The sequence below is a fragment of the Microcoleus sp. AT8-B5 genome (genome assembly GCF_036705565.1).
In the GTDB taxonomy this organism is placed as follows: Bacteria; Cyanobacteriota; Cyanobacteriia; order Cyanobacteriales; family Microcoleaceae; genus Microcoleus.
Genome location: NZ_JAUBUY010000038.1, coordinates 45,110 through 64,573 on the forward strand (window position 1 = coordinate 45,110; position 19,464 = coordinate 64,573).

Consider the following 19,464-nt stretch of genomic DNA (forward strand, 5'->3'; position numbering starts at 1 on the left):
ACACAATTATAGAAGCCACTGTAATAATCTCGATTCTAAGTGTGTGGGGCCAAAGATGCTCAGCAATTTGTTTCGCAAATGCCTGTGATTTCGGTCACACTTCCCTTCTCAATTCTCGGAACGACTGGCATCCCATCGCCCAGGTGCCATTTTTTCAGGCTGCAAAAAGCGTCGGGTGGACATACCGCCGTTGCTTGAAGCTAGAATCGCATAGATGCACTCGCCCCCAATTAACAGGCAAAAAGTTCGGTTTCCGGCTAGTGTACAGAGATCATTCTTGTTCGATCGGACTTTTTCTTTCCCAATGCCTTCGAGAGGTTGGCCAGAGATGGGCGATGTGAGATTTGGCACCCTGTCAAAGATTTGTTTTGCCATCCGATTGATTCAGTGAAAATAATTCACCTGTCAAACAAAAAGAATGAGACGATCGAGCTGCCGATCGACTCTGACAACCGTAATGTGGGGAACCTTGGCCCCAACAGTGGACCCACGCTCGGTAAATTCGCGGTCTCGGCAATAATCTCCATAGCTTAATCGATGAAAAAAAACTTTACCAATTATACGTATTATTACACAAACAACCGTCCGAGATATCATCACGCATATTTGATATCTCCCCTTTTAGAAATGCTGGCGACACTTCAGCATACCAGCAAGACAAAACTCCGAGTTTTGGATCTCGGCTGCGGCAATGGCAGCCTCAGTCACGTTATCGCAGAGCACGGCTGCGAAGTTGTCGGCGTTGACACTTCAGCGGCCGGAATTGCCATCTCCCGTCAAAGTTTCCCCGATTGTCAGTTTATCCAAGCAGATATTTACGACCTCCCAGATATCGATATTCTGAACTCATTTGATGTTGTCTTAGCTATTGAAGTAATCGAACACTTGCTTTATCCAAAAGAACTAGCCAAAACTGCAAAAAACTGCCTCAATCCGGGAGGAAGATTAATTATTTCCACACCATATCACGGCTATTTTAAAAATCTAGTCTTAGCGATTTCTGGCAAACTAGATCAACATTTTACCGTGCTTTGGGATAACGGTCACATTAAATTTTTTTCAGTAGATACGCTGACCAAGTTATTAACATCTGAAGGATACACGGACATAAAATTTAAATTTGCTGGTCGGTGTCCCTATCTTTGGAAATCAATGTTATGCTCTAGTAAGTTTTCAGGTTGTCCTGAAAACTTATGAGTTGTGAGTTGTCAATAAATTAAGTTTCTTGACTAGACCACCAGGCATCATAAAAAGTAAAAAATAAGTTTCACTAAAAAACAAGTAAAATGACTGTTGGCGTTTGGATCTTAGGCGATCAACTGTGGGAGAACCAAGCTGCTCTCAACCGCACAGATGATAAACCCTCCCTACCGATAATTTTAATTGAATCTTGGCAGCACGTTCAACAGCGGCGCTACCACCAACAAAAATTAGTATTAATTTGGTCGGCCATGCGGCACTTCGCTAAAGAATTGCGCGGCAGTGGATGGCAAGTTACTTACACAAAATCGGAGGACTTTGAAGCACCTCTAAAAGCTTGGATACAAGCTCACAACATCACCGAAGTGCGGGTAATGGCTCCGAACGATCGACCTTTTTTACAGCTCGTTCAAAACTTGCAACTCCCCTGTCCAATAACCATAATTCCCAACAATCAATTCCTCTGGACACAAACAGAATTCAAAGATTGGGCTTCAAGCCGCAAACGTTTGTTAATGGAAGACTTCTATCGAGCCAGCCGCCAGCGTTTTCAAGTTTTAATGGATAGCAGCAATAAACCTGTGGGAGGGAAGTGGAATTTTGACAAAGAAAATCGTCAGCCACCCAAAGGAAAACTGGATACCCCGAAACCTCTCTGGTTTGAACCGGACGCCATAACTCAAGAAGTTATCGCACAAGTTAAATCTCTATCTTTCCCAACTTACGGAAACATTGAACCTTTTCGCTGGGCGGTTACACGAGAGCAAGCACTGCAAGTATTAGATAATTTCATCCAACAGTGTCTCCCCGCTTTTGGCCCTTATCAAGACGCGATGGTAACGGGGGAGGAAACAATGTGGCATTCCCTAATTTCTCCGTATCTCAATATTGGATTACTTCATCCTTTAGAAGTTATTCAAGCCGCCGAAACAGCCTACCTCGAAAAAAACTTAAATTTAAACGGCGTCGAAGGTTTTATCCGCCAAATTCTGGGCTGGCGAGAATACATTCGCGGTGTGTATTTTTACGTGGATGCTGATTATTTTGAAAAGAATTGGTTCAACCACACTCAGCCGCTGCCGGAGTTTTTTTGGGACGCTAGTAAAACAGATATGAACTGTTTGCGCCAAGTTTTAACTCAAGTCGAAGGCAGCGGTTACGCGCACCATATCCAGCGGTTGATGATTTTGAGCAATTTTGGTCTAATTGCGGGAATCTCGCCCCAGGAGCTAGAAAAATGGTTCCACAGTGCGTTTGTGGATGCCTACGACTGGGTAATGCAGACTAATGTGCTGGGCATGGGTTTGTTTGCTGACGGCGGTGTGTTGGCCTCGAAGCCCTATGCTGCTTCTGCCAATTACATCAATAAAATGAGCGATTATTGTCGGGGGTGCAAATTCGATCGCACTGTGCGATCGGGCGAAAATGCCTGTCCCTTCAACTTCTTCTACTGGGATTTCCTAGCGCGCCACCGGGAAAAACTTCAGTCGATCGGTCGCATGAGCTTTATCTTAGCCAATCTCGACAAAATGCCGCCGGCAGAATTGGCAACCATCCGCCAAAAAGCAGCAGAGTGGCACTTAGTCAGTTGACTGTTGTCAGTTGTCAGTTGTCAGTTGTCAGTGGTTAATCCTTTGCAGTGGCTAATAACAAATAACCAATAACATTAATCAACAGTCAACAGTCAACAGTCAACAGTCAACAATGCCCCATGCCCCATGCCCCATGCCTCATGCCCCATGCCCTTTGCAATTCTTATTTTTTCCCTGACTTTTCCCTAAACATTCCACAGCGTTTCCACAGGCAAGTCTGAGGTTTTCCACAGATCCGACAAAGTTTTCCACAGAAATTAACGGCACGGTAGCATCTTGCTGCGGAATTGGGGATTTCCTTAACTTGCTGGCTAATTCCTCATAAACCCCCCAACACATAAAGATATGTAACAAAAAAATCCCTGAAAAGCTGATTATTTGGTAAACCTTTTTTTTATCTAAAGGACTTTGTAATATTTCGCAACATTGACAAACCCACCCCCCCATAGCGCACAATGATGCGACCGACCTAAAAAAAAGCGCTCTGATTTCGGCTGTGCCTGCACCTGTATCCGGCCGAAGGGGGGTTCTGTTTTCAATTTATTAGCGAGACTAAACAAAATGATCAACCCAACAGTCAGTATTTTTGCTGAAATTCCCGAAACGCTGCACGATTCTCTCAAAACTTACCTGGAAACCCATCCTGAATGGGATCTAGACCGAGTATTTTGCGCCGCCCTGTCGCTGTTTTTGTTGCAGAATGCCGATAGCGGTACGCCTGAAGCTTCGCGCAGTTATCGCCAAGCTGCGAGAGTTTATCTCGAAACTCTGTTTCAATCTCCTCAAGACTTGCACAGCAACAATGTAACTCCGTCGTCTTAAAGGATAAGGGGAGAGGGGGAGACGCGGTTTCTGGGAAGGATGTAACTTGACCGAGAGGGCCCGCACTGCATAGGTGGCAACTTCAGCTTAAAATCCCTGAGAACTATCGCTTATAGCTTAATGCCGAGCCCCATTGCATCTCCCTTAAGAAGCAGGGCTGTTTCATTCTCATGAAAATCAGGCTTTTGTAGGGGTAGTGCCCGTGCCGACCCCCTCCACGGACGAGGGAATCGGTGTTTCAAATATTGGGGCAACCACGGGGGATTGCCCCTACAAGAGAATGAAAAATCCCCCCGGACTATCAGGATGCCGGGGGGATAAGCTGCCTTAATCGTCAAACAGTAGACGGGTAGTACATAAGACGCGCTTGTTTACACGCATGGTGCTTATGGCTGAAGACTACATCATGCCCATGCCGCCCATGCCGCCCATGCCGCCCATGCCGCCCATGCCGCCCATGCCGCCCATGCCGCCCATGCCGCCCATGTCGCCCATGTCGCCACCGGCTTTTTTCTTCTCGGGTTTTTCGACAATCACAGCTTCAGTGGTCAACACCATGCCAGCAATGGAACCGGCATTTTGCAAAGCCGATCGCACCACCTTAGCCGGGTCAATAATCCCGGCCGCAATCATATCTTCGTACACGTCGGTGAGAGCGTTGTAGCCAATGTTGAACTCGCTTGCTCGCACTCGTTCGATGACGATGGAACCTTCAACGCCGGCATTATCAGCAATTTGACGCAAAGGTGCTTCCAAAGCTTTCTTCACCAAGTCAGCGCCTACTTGTTCTTCGCTGTCTAAAGTATGGGCGATCGCATCTATTTTTGTAATCAGGTGAATTAGGGTCGTGCCACCTCCGGCAACGATACCTTCTTCCACAGCAGCTTTAGTAGCGTTCAGAGCGTCTTCAATACGCAGTTTACGGTCTTTGAGCTCGGTTTCGGTAGCTGCGCCGACTTTAATTACAGCGATGCCGCCGGCGAGTTTGGCGATGCGTTCGGTTAGCTTTTCCTTGTCGTAGTCGGAATCCGTCGCTTCTAGCTGTTTGCGGATTTGCTCGATCCGTTTTAGCACGTCAGCTTTGTGTTCGTCGCCAGCAACAATGATGGTGTTTTCTTTGTCGATCGTAATTTTGCGGGCGGTACCGAGCATTTCTAGGGTTGCGGTATCGATGCTGAGTCCGACTTCTTCAGAAATCAGTTGACCGCCGGTGAGTACGGCGATATCTTGAAGCATAGCTTTGCGTCGATCGCCAAAACCAGGAGATTTGGTTGCTGCGATGTTCAATACGCCGCGGGCTTTGTTGACTACCAGAGTTGCCAAAGCTTCGCCTTCAATATCTTCGGCGATAATTAGCAGCGGTTGACCTGTGCGGGCGATTTTTTCGAGAACTGGAATTAGTTCTTGAATTGAGCTAATTTTTTTGTCGGTAATCAGGATGCGAGCGTTTTCGTACTCAACTTCCATGCGATCGGTGTTAGTGACGAAATACGGAGAAAGATATCCGCGATCGTACTGCATCCCTTCGACCACTTCCAATTCCGTTGTCAGAGATTTCGACTCTTCAACAGTAATTACGCCGTCTTTCGTGACTTTTTCCATTGCTTGGGCAATCATGGCGCCGACTTCTTCGTCGTTACCGGCGGAGACAGTGGCGACCTGAGCAATGGCGCTTCCTTCGACGGGTTTGGCCAATTTCTCGATTTCCAGCACCAAGTGGGCGATCGTTTTTTCAATACCCCGGCGCAGCGCGACTGGGTTTGCGCCTGCTGCGACATTCTTCAAACCTTCGCGAATGAGGGATTGAGCGATAACCGTTGCGGTTGTTGTGCCGTCGCCTGCGATATCTTTAGTTTTGGAGGCGACTTCTTGAATTAAGCGAGCGCCAGCATTTTCCAGGGGGTCTTCGAGCTCGATATCCCTAGCAACGGTGATACCGTCGTTAACGATTTGGGGACTGCCGTATTTCTTTTCCAATAGGACATTCCGGCCTTTCGGGCCCAAGGTGATGCGGACAGCATCGGCGAGTTGATTGACGCCGCGTTCTAGTGCCCGGCGAGATTTGTCGCTAAATGCAACTATTTTTGTCATGTTTGTCTCCAATCGCTTACATTAGCAAATTTAGCACTCTCTGAGTCTGAGTGCTAAGTCGATCGATTTTTGATTGTAGCGCGCCTCAACCGTGTGGGGGATTGGGGGGGCGGATGGGAGATTGGGGCGATCGTTCCGGGTGGCTAAGGACAAGGCAATGCCGTGTGGCCACAGCGGGTAGGGGCACGGCACTGCCGTGTCCTCACAGATATCCTGTCCCGCAGATATAATATGGTTTGTTACATCTCGATCGGGTTTTGGCTCGGCCCCAAACCCAACTTTTATGGCGCGTCATCCCCAAGCAGAATTTTTATTCAAATTTTCTTAACTTGTGTTTTCGGTCATCTACCTTTCGATAGAGCTTCTATTCTTTTTTCAAACTTCTACCTTCTATAGCAACCGCCAAGACTATTAGGACGTTCTTAATTGCTGAAAACCTTGGGGAAGACTCCTTCTTCCTTCAGCATCCATCCGTTACATCCGTTACAAAATCCGCTGCCGAACCTTCTTCCTTCTTCCTTCTTCCTATGGCTCGTTATTCTCGACTGCAAAAACTCGCCTCTTATATGCGCCCGCACTGGAAACCAACCTTCTGGGGCGTTTTTTCACTATTAGTTGTCAATGCTGTGGGCGTTTACATCCCCCTGCTGATTCGGAATTCAGTTGACACTCTGCAAGTGGCGACTAAATTTGACGAAGTTTTCAATTTCGTGGCACTAATTCTGATTCTCGCCTCAATCATGTGGGTGATTCGGATGGCGTCGCGGATTTTGCTGTTTGGCGTCGGGCGTCAAGTCGAATTTGACCTCAAACAGCAAATATTTAATCATTTATTAACATTAGAACCGTCTTATTTTGCAGCCAATACGGTAGGAGATTTAATTAACCGCGCTACTTCCGATTTGGACAATATTCGGCGCTTGGTGGGGTTTGCGGTGCTGAGTTTGGCGAATACGGCATTTGCCTATGCTTTGACTTTGCCGGTGATGCTGGGGATTAATGTAAGGCTGACACTGTTTGCGATCGCAGTTTATCCTTTAATGCTGGTTTTGGTACAGTTATTTAGCGACAAACTTCGCATCCAACAGTTAGCCGTGCAAGAGGAATTGTCGGCGATGAGCGATTTAATTCAAGAAGATATGAGCGGGATGTCCGTAATTAAAATCTACGCTCAAGAAGAAAACGAACGCCGAGCTTTTCGCAATTCCAATGCGAAGTTGCTATCAGCAAATTTGGAATTAGCAAAAACTAGAAACTTTATTTTTCCGCTGCTGGGCGGTTTGGCAAGCATTAGTTTGTTGGTGCTGCTTTCTGCTGGTGGCGGGGCAATTGCTAATGGTCAAATTAGCATTGGCGATTTTGTAGCGTTGCTGATTTATGTGGAGCGTTTGGTGTTTCCGACGGCGCTGTTGGGTTTCACAATTACTGCTTACCAGCGGGGAGAAGTGAGTGTCGATCGCATCGAATCAATTCTGACGGTGGAACCGCAAATTAAGGATGCTCTCGATGCAGTTGAACTTGCAACTCCAGTCAAAGGCGAAATTGCGGCTCGCCATCTAAATTATACTTATCCGGGCGCTAAGACACCCGCGCTTAAAGATGTTGATTTTACCATAAAACCGGGAGAAACTGTCGCAATTGTTGGGGCGATCGGCTCAGGAAAATCAACTTTAGCTAATGCGCTGCCACGCTTGCTAGATATCGATCCGGGCGAGTTATTTGTAGACGGACAGGATATTACCAAGGTAAAATTGACCGAATTGCGCGGGGCGATCGCCTACGTTCCGCAAGAAAGCTTTCTGTTCGGCACTACCATCAAGAATAACATCCGCTACGGAAACCCTTTAGCGGAACAGCCGGAGATTGAAGCGGCGGCCAAACAAGCACAAATTCACGCCGAAATCCTCAACTTTCCGCAGCAGTACAAAACAGTTGTCGGCGAGCGCGGCATTACTTTATCCGGTGGACAGCGGCAGCGGACAGCACTTGCTCGCGCTTTGTTAGTTGACGCCCCGGTGTTAATTTTGGATGACGCTCTTTCCAGTGTTGACAATCAAACTGCTACCGACATTTTGCGAAACTTGGCAACGGGAACCGATCGCAAAACAGTAATTTTTATCTCGCATCAAATGTCGGCGGCGGCTAGTGCCGATCGCATTTTTGTGATGGAGCAAGGAGAAATAGTTCAGAGTGGCACTCACCTTGAATTGGTAGGGCAAACAGGGCTTTATCAGTATTTGTGGAACCAGCAAAAATTAGAGGAATTGCTGCATTGACAAGTGACAGATACTTTGAGTGATCTAGAGTTAGACCCTAGATAAATAGGCAGGTGCAAATAAACTGGTCACGAGGAGGGCGGGTTTTGTCAGAATAAACTGGCTGCTAGCATAGCTCCCGGCTAAACCCGCCAGACCCATCTAATGTTTATTTGTAACCACCTACTTAACTATAGCAATCCTAAATCATTTGTGAATTTCTTACTCCCTCCCCTTAGTAAGGGGAGGGTGGGGGTGGGGTCAAAAATTTACGACTCCTGCGAGGATGGCTATAGGAAAGTTACTGTTAAAATTTCTCCCACTCGCTGCATCCCTAATCATAGGATTTTGGGGAGCAAGAATCCACCAAATTTATTGCCCCCCGATTTTAATTAGCTACATTACTGAAGGGAATTTCTTCTTGTTGCTGAAATAATTTAATCGATTGCAGACTATCTGAAGCAGCATCCCAAAGAATGAATTGGAAGCAGTCAGGAATATCGCGGATTGTCAGTGATTTTGAATTAGCAAGCAGGTGAATATTAGCATTGTGACAAGCCCGAAGATTATAGTTAGGTATTCGCTCAGAGAGATGATGAATATTGTGGTAAGCAATATCAGCAGAAAACCAATTGAGAATAGTCGGTAATTTTAGGTAACTACTGCCTTCAATTGCGCCAAGAATATAGTCCCAACCTTCGGCTTTATGAGCGTAGGAACCCTCAAAATTATGCTGAACAAAGAAAATACAGATAAATATTGCCGCCGAACAGGTCATGACAATTGAGTAAACACTCCAGAAAAAGCCAAACCCCAGTAAGTTGCTCAGATAAATCCAGCTACCAACAACACAAATATTGTTGAACAGTAAATCCCAAAATTCAGCCGTCGTATACCAATGTTTGGATTTATAAGAAGCAATGATTCCCGATAAACCTATGCCAAAATCTTGATTTAGACAAGCAAAAATATGTCGGATAAAACCCGTAGTTCCCAATATCAGTGCGAGTCTTGGTTTAATAATTAGATAGAAAAAACCACCGGGAAACAGCATCAATGGGTGTCGGAGTAACTGATACATCTTTTTACTAAATGGACTTAGCGCCGCAAATTTTTCGGTGGATATCAACGCCGAAGGGCCGCGGTACATATCCCAATTACCATTATGTTTGTGGTGATAAGCGTGCCCCCTCGACCAGGGGTACTGAGGAATCGCATTGATGATACCTAGCAGGAAACCCATAATGCGATTGACTTTTTTGGAACTAAAAAGAGAATAGTGTCCGCAATCGTGCATCAAAGAGAAACAACGTCCTGAAAAAAGTGTCATCAACACCATTATCGGCGGAAGAAGGAATACAGAAATGGCAGCAGCTTTAAATGCTAAAAACCATAAGCATATATAAGGAACCACTGTATTGAGTATTTGGCAACTAGCTTTCAAGTTGTTGCTCTTCATATAAGGAGCTAGCACAAAATCCGACTTTTTGATCGCGCTTTTCATTCAGTATGTTTATGGTGTGTGGATAAGTGCTTCGCTTAGCATCACAGTTGCGGGACAGCGGCGGATTTACCCCGGACTTTCCCCGTTTCTTCCCAAAGTTTTGTTGGAACCGATTTTTGCACATTTATGAGGTTATCACAACTCTGCTTTGTTTACAGAAAAAACTGTGAAGCCTGTCAACAGCCGAACAAATCGCTGCACCGGAAGGCATTAATATGATTGGTTGGTTGCAGGCTATTCAGTAATTTATGCCACTATTTTTGCTTGCATCGTCTGTGGCACACTTTATTGTACCGGGTTGTAGCCCAACTCGATCGCACGCTCAAAAGTTGGGCTACTGGCGAAAACTTTTTATGGGCGGGCGATAGGGGCGATCGACAAACCGCCCGCCCCGGAAACCAAAGCTGACACAACATCCAGAAGCGCAGAGGATTTTGGATCAACTCCTTGAGACGAGAATTTGAAGGACGATCGCAATTGGCTGCGTTTTTTGTGCTCGGAGATAGCTCGGATTTGCTACAATCTAATCGCACACGCGATTAGAAGGGATTATGACCGAACTATTAGATGAGGCGCTTTCTATTGAAATGGCGACTCGCATCAAAAGCAACCGTAAAAACTGCTTTGACAACGCCTGTAAAGCAGCGTTAGCCACCGAGGGCGCAATTTATGTTCAAGGCTTTTTAGCTGTGCCCGGAGTGCCATATAAACCCATCGAGTATAGCTGGATTGAACTCGACGAGCGAATTGTTGACCCAACATTTCCCCATCTCGGTTTCATCGCTCAAGACATTCATTACTTCCCAGTCCAGCGCTTCAGCGTCAAGAAACTCAAAGCAATCCTAGAAGAATCAAAAGAAGATTATCCTGAAGACGACCCGCTGCCGATTTATGGCAATCAACCTTATGAATATTACGGCGATTTGATGTTAGGCGGTAGCGATTACCAAAATGCTTACGATTTGGCTGCCGCTAAATGCAGGGAATTAAACCAACCCAAAAAACAGGATGCAAACTAATTGAGGACTTACAAAAAAATGGTTAGGCGCGCTACTTACAGCGGTACTTTAGCCACTGTTGTGTCGATTAATATACTTCATGATGACTTCCCAAATCTACAAACACGGCTTTTCCGTCTTCTGTAAAGTAGAAAATTACTCTTTCGTCACTCGGAGTTCATTGATGTTAGCGAAAAATTTCAGTTCACCTTTTTGTTGTTCAATCTGCGCTGACTTAAAGTTTTGATACATCTCTTCGCGACGTTCTTCCCGGAGATATTGCTTCAACAACAGTTGAAGCTCTTGCTTTTCGTCAGTAGAAAGATTTTTGATCGTCTCGACCACATCACTGAAAGTCATAACTTACAAAACCCTATTGTGCTGATTAGATTATAGCAAAAAATATCCTTTTGGTTGACTTTCGTTTCTCGTTATGCGGCTCTGCCTCGTCTTAAAAAAAGCAACAAATCTCACTATTTACCATTTTAAACCTTCCAAGATTCAGGAAATCTCGAATAATGAAAAGCAGCCAATAACGGATCTGATTTCTGATTCCCAATCAAATCAGCCAACAATTTAGCCGTCACCGGAGCCAATAAAATGCCGTTGCGGTAATGCCCCGTAGCCCATGTCAAATTCTCCCAAGCACTAGCACCCAAAATCGGCAATTCATCGGTCGTAGTCGGCCGAAATCCCCACCAAAACTCCAAAATCGGATAATTTTGTAATTCGGGATATAACTTAATCGCTCCTGCTAGCAAACTTTGGATTCCCGCAGGCGTATTTCCCGGCGTGAAATCCACATTTTCGCTAGTTGCGCCAATAATAATTCTGCCATCTTGACGTGGCACAATATAAATTCCCGTCCCGAATAGAACGGTTTGCAGGGGCTGGATAACTCCACAATCTTCTGGTACACATACTGACAGCATTTGTCCCTTTCTTGGAAAAACAGGAATATCCAATAATTTCTCAGACCAAGGGCCCGCAGCCAAAACATAACGGTCAGCTTGTAATTTTCCTGCCGTTGTTTCCACTCCAAAAACTCGGTTTTTCTGCCGAATGATTTCCTCTGCACTGCCTTGAATAATCTCAATCTGCAATTCTTTAGTTGCGGCCTGAAGCGTCCGAAATAAAGCGCGGTTGTCTACTTGAGCGTCGTCAGGATACCACCAACCGCCAATTACTTCTTGACCTAATCCAAACTGGTGCTGGCGAACAGTATCTCTGTCCAACCATTGATAATTAAGGTTGGCCAAAAGCGGCTTTTCTTGAGGCTCATTTTGACAAACTGGTGCGAGAATTCCCGATCGCCAATATCCCGTTTTCAATCCGGTAATGTCTTCTAGCTGTTCCACCCAGGCGGGATACAGTGCGCGGCTTTGCAAGCACAAATCTAGCATCGGACTGGGGGGAATTCGTTCGGCTTGCGGGGCAAGCATTCCAGCGGCAGCCCGGGTAGTCGGTTGTTTATAATCGGCGGTGAGAACCGCGACAGATGCACCTCGCAATTTCAGTTCTACTGCTAGCGAAAGGCCAATTATTCCGCCGCCAATAATCAGAATATCTTTAGATGAATTCATTAACTTTTATATGGACTGTCTGAGCTTTTTGACAATCAAGCATCTAGGATACAAGCCCCCGGATTCATCCGTGGAGAAATAAAAAAAAAACGTGTATCCGAGAAACTTGCCGAACGTATTTATCTCGCGCAAGTCAATGCTTCAATCGAAAATCGAAAATCTAAAATCTAAAATCGATTGACCTCTCGGCTTTCTGGAGGGTAAGGTGCGCTAAGCACACCTTACAGTTAGAATTATTATGCAAGTCTTACAGATTATCTGGCAAGGCGATCGTCCTATCAGCCTTTCTTAACAAAAAATCTATCCTTGGGGTTTCCAGACAGTTTCAGAACCCTGACCCCAGAAACCGTCATATTTTGTCACCTTAATATCGCCTAAAACCTTGGTTTGGCAGGACAAACGGCGGTTGGAGGCGGGAGAATGGGGAGGAACCGAAAGTCGGGCTTTTTCGCGCCACTGGGGCTCGGAAACTTCGCCCTCGACGGTGACGGCGCAGGTGCCGCAAGTGCCGAGGCCGTGGCAGTTGATGACTTTGGCATTGCCGTTGTAGAGATCGATGCCGTTTTTGAGCAAAACTTCACGGAGATTGGCTCCGCGATCGCACTCAAATGTTTTTCCTTGCGCTTGTACCTTGACCACAGCAATTTACCCCAGTTAGATTTATGTTAATTTTCCTATATATTATCGCATTAAATTCAAATAAATTCATCTAATATGGTAAGTGATATATTACCAATTTCTCGATCGCAATTTCCCATGACAAATCGGCTCTGGATCTACGATACCACGCTGCGAGACGGTGCTCAGTGTGAGGGACTCTCCTTATCTCTCGAAGACAAACTGCGAATTGCTCGACAGTTAGACAGTTTAGGAATTCCCTTTATTGAAGGCGGCTGGCCGGGGGCGAATCCTAAAGACGTACAATTTTTTTGGCGTCTCAAAGAACAGCCCCTAACTCAAGCAGAAGTTGTAGCTTTTTGTTCGACTAGGCGGCCGGGAACTACGGCAGCTAATGATGAAATGTTGCAGGCTATTTTGTCCGCCGGTACTCGCTGGGTGACGCTGTTTGGCAAGTCGTGGGATTTGCACGTTATTGAAAGTTTGAAGACCACGCTAGAAGAAAATCTGGCGATGATTCGAGATACAATTGAATATTTTCGGAGTCAGGGAAGGCGCGTTATTTACGATGCCGAACACTGGTTTGACGGCTACAAAGACAATCGAGATTATGCTATTAAAACTTTAGAAGTAGCCGCCGCTGCCGGTGCAGAATGGCTGGTGCTTTGCGATACTAACGGCGGTACTTTGCCTCACGAAGTCAGTCAGGTTGTTCGCGAGGTGGCAGAAATAATAGAAAGTTGGGATATTTCTGAATCGGAAATTAACCCCCCCCAACCCCCCCTTATTAAGGGGGGGATAAAGTCTCAAATTCAACCCCTTATTAAGGGGGGGATAAAGTCTCAAGTTCAACCCCTTATTAAGGGGGGGATAAAGTCTCAAGTTCAACTGGGAATTCACACTCATAACGACTCTGGAGTTGCGGTTGCTAATGCTTTGGCTGCTGTGCAAGAAGGAGTGACGATGGTACAGGGAACTATAAACGGTTACGGCGAACGCTGCGGCAATGCCGATTTATGTTCCTTAATTCCTAATTTTCAACTAAAGTTGGGTCAGAATTGCATTGAAGACGAGCAATTAGTTAGATTAACTCAAGTAAGTCGATCGATTAGTGAAATTGTCAATCTTGCTCCCGACGATCATGCTCCTTTTGTGGGTCTTTCGGCTTTTGCTCACAAAGGCGGAATTCATGTATCGGCTGTTGAGAAAAATCCGTTAACTTACGAACATTTAGAACCGGAAAAAATTGGCAACAGGCGGCGAATTGTGATTTCGGATCAAGCTGGTTTGAGCAATGTTTTGGCGAAGGCCCGCACTTTTGGCATGGATCTCGATCGCAAAAATCCTGCTTGCCGCCAAATTTTGGAAAAATTGAAAGATTTGGAAAGCCAGGGATATCAATTTGAGGGTGCTGAGGCTTCTTTTGAATTGTTAATGCGGGAGGCTTTGGGAAAGCGCAAGCGTTTATTTGAAATCAAAGGTTTTCAAGTTCACTGCGATAAAGGTAGGGAGGAAACAGTTAATTCTTTAGCAACCGTGAAGGTGACTGTTAACGGTCAAGATATTCTGGAATGCGCGGAAGGAAACGGGCCTGTTTCGGCACTTGATGCGGCTTTGCGGAAGGCTTTGCGGAATTTTTATCCGGCAATTACTGATTTTAACTTAACCGATTATAAGGTGCGAATTCTGGACGGATGTGCGGGAACTTCTGCTAAAACTCGCGTTTTGGCTGAGTTTAGCAATGGTCAAGACCGCTGGACGACTGTGGGGGTTTCTGGTAATATTTTGGATGCTTCTTATCAGGCGGTTGTTGAGGGTTTGGAGTATGGTTTGGTGTTGGGAGATAGGGAGGCGATCGTTTTAAATGTGTCGAGTTATTAGGTTAAGGGCGAAGATAAGTTGCCTGAATATTGATGTTTAAATAGATACCAAGGGGAGCCTCTCAATGAAAGCAGCCAAGCCAAAAATTGGAGTTTTGACGCAGGAGGAAAGAGTCAGAAGGAAGGAGCCAGAAGAACAATACGCTTGGGTTAAAACTATTTATTCCGGGCGAGATCCCCCTAAATCCCCCTTAAGAAGGGGAGTAGGGGTTGACTTTGAGTAATTTCTTGTCCCCCCCTTTTTAAGGGGGGCTAGGGGGGATCGAGCTTAACTGAACCGTAGTGGCCAGAAAAAGTGTTTTTACAAATATGAGATGCTCCCTACTTGTTCACGTCATTATTATTACCTTCCCCAACGATCGATCGCATTCCTTCGAGCGTAGCGGGAATGCTGCGCGGATCCATAAACATCACCTTGCTGCTGCCACTGCTGCCAATTTTTAGACCCATATCCAGATAGTTTTGAGCTAACAAAAATTGTAAAGCTTCGCGAGCATTGGGGTCATTTTGCAGAGTTTTGGCGATTATTTGCAAGGCCTCGGAAGTAGCTTGAGCTTTCAAAACCTGACTTTGGCGTTCTGCTTGAGCTTTCAGGACGATCGCCTTTTGTTGAGCTTCCGCTTCCAAAATAGTCGCTTTTTGGCGCGCTTCTGCATCCAAAACTTGCGCTTCAGCTTTACCTTTGGCGCTGTTAACTGCTGACTCGCGTTCGCCCTCGGATGTCAGAATTGCCGCCCGCTTCCGTCGATCGGCTGCCATCTGCAATTCCATCGATTCCTGTACAGTTTTAGAAGGGACAATATCGCGCAATTCTACCCGCGTCACTTTCACTCCCCAAGGATCGGTAACAAGATCTAAATCTCTGAGCAAGATTTCATTAATTTGAGAACGAGCAGTAAAGGTTTGTTCGAGATCCAGTTGACCCATTTCGGCGCGAATTTGAGTCAGCACCATATTTACCATTGCTGACTGGAGATTTTCTACTTTGTAACAAGCTTTTTCCAAGTCTACAATGCGCCAGTAAACCACAGCATCAACGGTGATGGAAACGTTATCGCGGGTAATACAAGCTTGCGGGGGAATATCTAAGACTTTTTCCCGAATGGTTTGCTCGTACACGACGCGATCGAGAAACGGCTTGACAAAATTCAAACCGGGTTCTAGTCTCCTGCCGCTGTATTTACCTAAAGTTTCCACCAGCGCTTCATTTCCCTGATTGATAATCTTGACGGAACCTGCGAGGGCTGAGCCGCCAAGTGCTAAAAATACAAGTAAAAAAAATTGTTCCACTGTCGCCTCCTATTAAATGTTGAGTGTTGAGTTTTGACTGTTAAATGTTGACTAAAGACTGATGACTAACTACTAATTGTCTGTGATTAATTACGCATTTTGTTTAAGAATGCAATAAATTTTCTGGCAAAACTATCAGAGTAGTGCCTTTCCGTCCGACGACAATTACGTTTTGGTTGGGGGGGATAGTGGCCTTCGTGTCTTCGCAGCGAGCTTGCCAAGAATTCCCCTCATAAATGACTCGGCCGGCTTCTCCGGGGGGAATTTCTGTTAAAGTTTTTGCTTCCTGAGAATCTGCGATCGCCCTTGCCGTGCCTTTTGGTATCAACCGCCGAGACAGCAGCACAAAAACGGTCGAAAATACCATCCAGAGGAAAATTTGTAAATTAACGTAAGGTAGAACTAGAGAGCATCCAGCTACGGCGAAGGCGCTCAGTCCCATCATAAAAGCGACAAAAGCAGTCGGGAGAAATAGCTCTGCCAAACAGAGCAAAGACCCAGCTATCAGCCAAAGGAGCGTCGGAGTCAAGATCATAAAAAGAATAGGTGATACTATTTAGATCTTAGATTGGAAATTTAAGATTTAAGAAATGCAAACAACTGACTCTGCAAGGGTTTGCCACTTGCAAGCCCTCAGACCGATTTTTCGCGCAGCGGTACCAGGTTGAGGCTTCCATCGTACTCCAAGTCAGAGTTTAGTAACTTAGATTACAATTTTAGCCGGTGCAGACTGGCAGAAACTACAATTTCTAGGGGCCCAAAGGCAGTTAAGAAATTGATAGGGCCTAAAATCAGTTTATTCTCAAGCTCATGAATTTGGGCTGGCGAATCATATATCTTCAGAATCTTTTTACACAAACTATTTCGATATGATCAGCAGTTTCTCCGAACCCATTTATTGCCCGAATCTTAGCTGTCCAGATCCCCGCAATACCTTTGGCCGCCAGCACTGTGCAGCGTGCGAAACGGATTTAATTTATCGCTATGTGTGGGTGGTGGGGCCAGCAGCCGAGGAAGTGCCGGCGGGTAAGGTAATAGCCGATCGATACTTTGTCATTGCACCGCAAATCTGGCTCGACAGCCGCCCAGCTTTGCCTCCAAGCGTCCCGGAACACCTGCCGGATACGATTATGCCTTACCTGCATTTGTATCCCCAACGGCTGCATACGCCGGAAGTATACGGTTATTGTTCCCTGGGGGAAGCACCCGAAGCGACAGAGGTGCTGTTGTTGGAAAATGTGCCCATCAATAATTTCGGTCGCCTGTATCCTTCTATTTTAGAAGCTTGGTCTGGGACAACCGGCGCGCGCCAAGTTTACTGGCTGTGGCAAATGCTCCAACTGTGGGGGCCGCTATCGGAACAGGGAGTCGCTTCGAGTTTGCTGGTACCGGAAAATTTGCGGGTGGAAGGTTGGCGGGTACGCCTGCTGGAACTGCACCGGGGCAATTTTGTACCGACGCTGCGGGATTTGGGAGATGTGTGGTCAGGTTTGGTGGAATCCGCGCAACCCGAGGTGCAGTCGAAACTCGGAGAGATTTGTCAGTTTATGCGCCGCAGCAGCATGAATTTCGACGCGATCGCCCTGGAACTAAACGATTTACTATTAGAACAAGCCGCTCAATTGCCTCTACACTTAGAAGTAGTCGGCATGACTGATACCGGGCCACAGCGCTCCCAAAATGAAGACAGTTGCTATCCGGTTGCTGCTGATTTTCAATTTAGCAAAACTTCAGGGGGCGAGAAATTAATTCCTTACTTAACAATGGTTTGCGACGGGGTTGGAGGCCACGAAGGAGGAGAAGTTGCCAGTCAATTAGCCGTCCAGTCCCTGAAAGCTTTAATCCAAAATTTGCTCGCAGAAATTGCTCAACAAGAAGAGTTGATGACGCCAACAATGGTGATCAAGCAACTCGAAGAAATAGTCCGAGTTGTGAATAATGTGATTTCTGCTCAAAATAACGAGCAGGGAAAAGAGTTGCGGCAGCGGATGGGGACGACTTTGGTGATGGCCCTCCAGTTGCCTCAAAAAGTGAAAAATTCCGAGGATTTGTCCTCGAATAACAGCCACGAACTTTATTTAGTCAATGTTGGAGACAGCCGCGCTTATTGGATTGGCAAAAATTACTGTCACCGGCTGACTGTGGACGACGACGTAGCCTCAAGGGAAGTCCAGCTAGGACATTGTTTGTACTGGGAGACTCAACTGCGATCCGATGCAGGAGCCCTGACTCAAGCTTTGGGAACGCGGGATGCCGATTTCCTGCGCCCGACGATTCAGCGATTTATTGTCGAAGAGGAAGGCTTACTGCTGCTGTGTTCCGACGGTTTGAGCGACAACGACTGGGTAGAGAAATCTTGGGAGAATTACGGCCCAGAGGTGCTTGAGGGCAAAATGTCTTTGGAAGCTGCGGTTCAGTCTTGGATTCGTCTCGCCAACGAGAAAAACGGTTATGACAACACCTCCGTGGTGGCCACTCACTGTCGGATGTCGCCGGAGAGATTGGTACTGTTTGATCCGGCGGTGGCGTCAGCGCCGGCGTCAGCGCCAGTGTCAGCCTCGGTGTCGCTGCCGCCTTCCCTCGTCGCTGCGTCCCTCCAGAAGTCCGGGAGGATTCCAGAATCTCAGCTTTCAGAATCGTCCAAACAGTTGTTGTACCCCGAAACTTCCCCCGCCCCGGAACCCGTTCAAAAACAGCGATCCAAGCTGCCACTGCCCCTACTGGCGGTGTTGGGGCTGATATTAGCCGGCGGCGGTTTAGGTTTGTGGGTGCAAAGCCGCCAAAGCCCCCAGCCAGAACCCGCACAAGTTCCCCCACCGCCGGAAACTCCTGCCCCGATTCCTTCGGAGACTCCCTCGCCAGGGGCCGAGAGTCCCTCGCCGTCGCCCGAATCGACTCCTGCGGAAATTCCGCCCCCCGATAGCGAGAGTCTCTCGCCGTCGCCGGAATCGACTCCTGCGGAAATTCCGCCCCCCGAAGAAGCGGAAACTCCTTTGCCATCAGCGGAGTAAGGGAGATTACACCTGTGGCAAAAATCCTTTTCCTCAATTGATGGGACTGGCTCTGGGGCCCATCCCACAAGAGTTATTTTTGCTTGTGGGATGGGCCCCAAAACCCGTCCTAATTATTTTTGCAAGAGGTCTATTGAATTAATTTGAGGCATAAGGAAATAGGCAGAAGGAAGGAGCCAGAAGAAGTGTTTTTACAAATATGAGATGCTCCATCACAGTTAATGATTTTGTATCATATTCCGCTTGCAGAAACAAGATGGCTAAAAAGTCAGCCATCACTACAAAAAGTAGTTAAAAATGCTTAAGAATCTCCATGCAGCTAACAATTAGCGATTAGGAACTAATACCAATTTCATAAAGTAGCGCTAGATATTACCCCCCCCAACCCCCCCTCCCGCGGGGGGGCTAAGACTTCATCCATAGCACATCTTTAGATAAATGGTATAACAACATAAGCTTTTTTATATTGACCACGAATTTCTTCATGTGGTACCCGCCACGTGATTTATCCATGGAATCAATCGAAAATCGAAAATCAGAAGAGCCCCCGCATTTATCCGTGGGGTCGCCTCTAAAATCTAAAATCTAAAATCTAAAATCTAAAATCGATTAGCGATTAG

Annotated in this window: 19 protein-coding genes; 9 read left to right on the forward strand and 10 right to left on the reverse strand. The window is 46.4% G+C overall.

The window, feature by feature from the left end; translation table 11 throughout:
* Nucleotides 1–108 precede the first annotated feature (108 nt).
* Entirely contained in the window at nucleotides 109–375 is a 267-nt protein-coding gene (locus QUB39_RS22250) for a hypothetical protein (protein WP_333051413.1), read from the reverse strand.
* A 162-nt stretch (nucleotides 376–537) separates the two neighbouring features.
* Here QUB39_RS22250 and QUB39_RS22255 point away from each other — a divergent pair, with 162 nt between their 5' ends.
* Both QUB39_RS22255 and QUB39_RS22260 read left to right on the forward strand, forming a co-directional pair.
* Nucleotides 538–1,197 carry a class I SAM-dependent methyltransferase gene (locus tag QUB39_RS22255; RefSeq protein ID WP_333051414.1) on the forward strand — a complete coding sequence of 220 codons (660 nt, stop codon included), beginning with the start codon at nucleotides 538–540 and terminating at the stop codon, nucleotides 1,195–1,197.
* Nucleotides 1,198–1,286: 89 nt separating this feature from the next.
* The gene (locus tag QUB39_RS22260; RefSeq protein WP_333485164.1) at nucleotides 1,287–2,792 is read left to right on the forward strand and encodes a cryptochrome/photolyase family protein; all 1,506 of its coding nucleotides are present in this window, start codon (nucleotides 1,287–1,289) and stop codon (nucleotides 2,790–2,792) included.
* 138 nt (nucleotides 2,793–2,930) lie between these two features.
* On the opposite strand, the gene QUB39_RS22265 is transcribed toward QUB39_RS22260, so the two are convergent.
* A complete protein-coding gene (locus QUB39_RS22265; protein WP_333272537.1) occupies nucleotides 2,931–3,131 on the reverse strand; it encodes a hypothetical protein in 201 nt (66 codons plus the stop codon).
* Nucleotides 3,132–3,356: 225 nt separating this feature from the next.
* On the opposite strand from QUB39_RS22265, the gene QUB39_RS22270 reads away from it, so the two are divergent.
* A complete protein-coding gene (locus QUB39_RS22270) occupies nucleotides 3,357–3,614 on the forward strand; it encodes a DUF2811 domain-containing protein (RefSeq protein WP_050813024.1) in 258 nt (85 codons plus the stop codon).
* A gap of 399 nt (nucleotides 3,615–4,013) precedes the next feature.
* Here QUB39_RS22270 and groL read toward each other — a convergent pair whose 3' ends face one another.
* Nucleotides 4,014–5,705, reverse strand: a complete 1,692-nt coding sequence (gene groL / locus QUB39_RS22275) for a chaperonin GroEL (protein ID WP_333485165.1) — start codon at nucleotides 5,703–5,705, stop codon at nucleotides 4,014–4,016.
* 30 nt (nucleotides 5,706–5,735) lie between these two features.
* A complete protein-coding gene (locus tag QUB39_RS22280) occupies nucleotides 5,736–5,897 on the reverse strand; it encodes a hypothetical protein (protein WP_333272540.1) in 162 nt (53 codons plus the stop codon).
* A 335-nt stretch (nucleotides 5,898–6,232) separates the two neighbouring features.
* Between QUB39_RS22280 and QUB39_RS22285 the strand changes: the two genes are divergently transcribed.
* Nucleotides 6,233–7,981 carry an ABC transporter ATP-binding protein gene (locus QUB39_RS22285; protein ID WP_333210960.1) on the forward strand — a complete coding sequence of 583 codons (1,749 nt, stop codon included), beginning with the start codon at nucleotides 6,233–6,235 and terminating at the stop codon, nucleotides 7,979–7,981.
* A gap of 367 nt (nucleotides 7,982–8,348) precedes the next feature.
* Here QUB39_RS22285 and QUB39_RS22290 read toward each other — a convergent pair whose 3' ends face one another.
* On the reverse strand, nucleotides 8,349–9,374 hold the full coding sequence (locus QUB39_RS22290; RefSeq protein ID WP_333272543.1) for a fatty acid desaturase: 1,026 nt from the start codon (nucleotides 9,372–9,374) through the stop codon (nucleotides 8,349–8,351).
* A 354-nt stretch (nucleotides 9,375–9,728) separates the two neighbouring features.
* Here QUB39_RS22290 and QUB39_RS22295 point away from each other — a divergent pair, with 354 nt between their 5' ends.
* On the forward strand, nucleotides 9,729–9,872 hold the full coding sequence (locus QUB39_RS22295) for a hypothetical protein (RefSeq protein ID WP_333374300.1): 144 nt from the start codon (nucleotides 9,729–9,731) through the stop codon (nucleotides 9,870–9,872).
* 143 nt (nucleotides 9,873–10,015) lie between these two features.
* On the forward strand, nucleotides 10,016–10,483 hold the full coding sequence (locus QUB39_RS22300; RefSeq protein ID WP_333051426.1) for a hypothetical protein: 468 nt from the start codon (nucleotides 10,016–10,018) through the stop codon (nucleotides 10,481–10,483).
* 135 nt (nucleotides 10,484–10,618) lie between these two features.
* Here QUB39_RS22300 and QUB39_RS22305 read toward each other — a convergent pair whose 3' ends face one another.
* The 3 genes from QUB39_RS22305 to QUB39_RS22315 form a co-directional block, all read right to left on the reverse strand.
* Entirely contained in the window at nucleotides 10,619–10,822 is a 204-nt protein-coding gene (locus QUB39_RS22305; RefSeq protein WP_333210962.1) for a hypothetical protein, read from the reverse strand.
* Between the two features lie 125 nt (nucleotides 10,823–10,947).
* On the reverse strand, nucleotides 10,948–12,045 hold the full coding sequence (gene thiO / locus QUB39_RS22310) for a glycine oxidase ThiO (protein WP_333210964.1): 1,098 nt from the start codon (nucleotides 12,043–12,045) through the stop codon (nucleotides 10,948–10,950).
* Between the two features lie 300 nt (nucleotides 12,046–12,345).
* A complete protein-coding gene (locus QUB39_RS22315; protein WP_333051432.1) occupies nucleotides 12,346–12,684 on the reverse strand; it encodes a 2Fe-2S iron-sulfur cluster-binding protein in 339 nt (112 codons plus the stop codon).
* 75 nt (nucleotides 12,685–12,759) lie between these two features.
* On the opposite strand from QUB39_RS22315, the gene cimA reads away from it, so the two are divergent.
* Both cimA and QUB39_RS22325 read left to right on the forward strand, forming a co-directional pair.
* Entirely contained in the window at nucleotides 12,760–14,544 is a 1,785-nt protein-coding gene (gene cimA / locus QUB39_RS22320; RefSeq protein ID WP_445243117.1) for a citramalate synthase, read from the forward strand.
* A 64-nt stretch (nucleotides 14,545–14,608) separates the two neighbouring features.
* Nucleotides 14,609–14,767, forward strand: a complete 159-nt coding sequence (locus QUB39_RS22325; RefSeq protein WP_333051433.1) for a hypothetical protein — start codon at nucleotides 14,609–14,611, stop codon at nucleotides 14,765–14,767.
* A 97-nt stretch (nucleotides 14,768–14,864) separates the two neighbouring features.
* Here QUB39_RS22325 and QUB39_RS22330 read toward each other — a convergent pair whose 3' ends face one another.
* Together QUB39_RS22330 and QUB39_RS22335 are read right to left on the reverse strand one after the other, a co-directional pair.
* A complete protein-coding gene (locus QUB39_RS22330) occupies nucleotides 14,865–15,833 on the reverse strand; it encodes an SPFH domain-containing protein (RefSeq protein ID WP_333210967.1) in 969 nt (322 codons plus the stop codon).
* A gap of 103 nt (nucleotides 15,834–15,936) precedes the next feature.
* Entirely contained in the window at nucleotides 15,937–16,368 is a 432-nt protein-coding gene (locus tag QUB39_RS22335) for an NfeD family protein (RefSeq protein WP_333051437.1), read from the reverse strand.
* 334 nt (nucleotides 16,369–16,702) lie between these two features.
* Between QUB39_RS22335 and QUB39_RS22340 the strand changes: the two genes are divergently transcribed.
* Nucleotides 16,703–18,844, forward strand: coding sequence for a protein phosphatase 2C domain-containing protein (locus tag QUB39_RS22340; RefSeq protein WP_333210969.1), 2,142 nt, complete (start codon nucleotides 16,703–16,705; stop codon nucleotides 18,842–18,844).
* Nucleotides 18,845–19,464 lie beyond the last annotated feature (620 nt).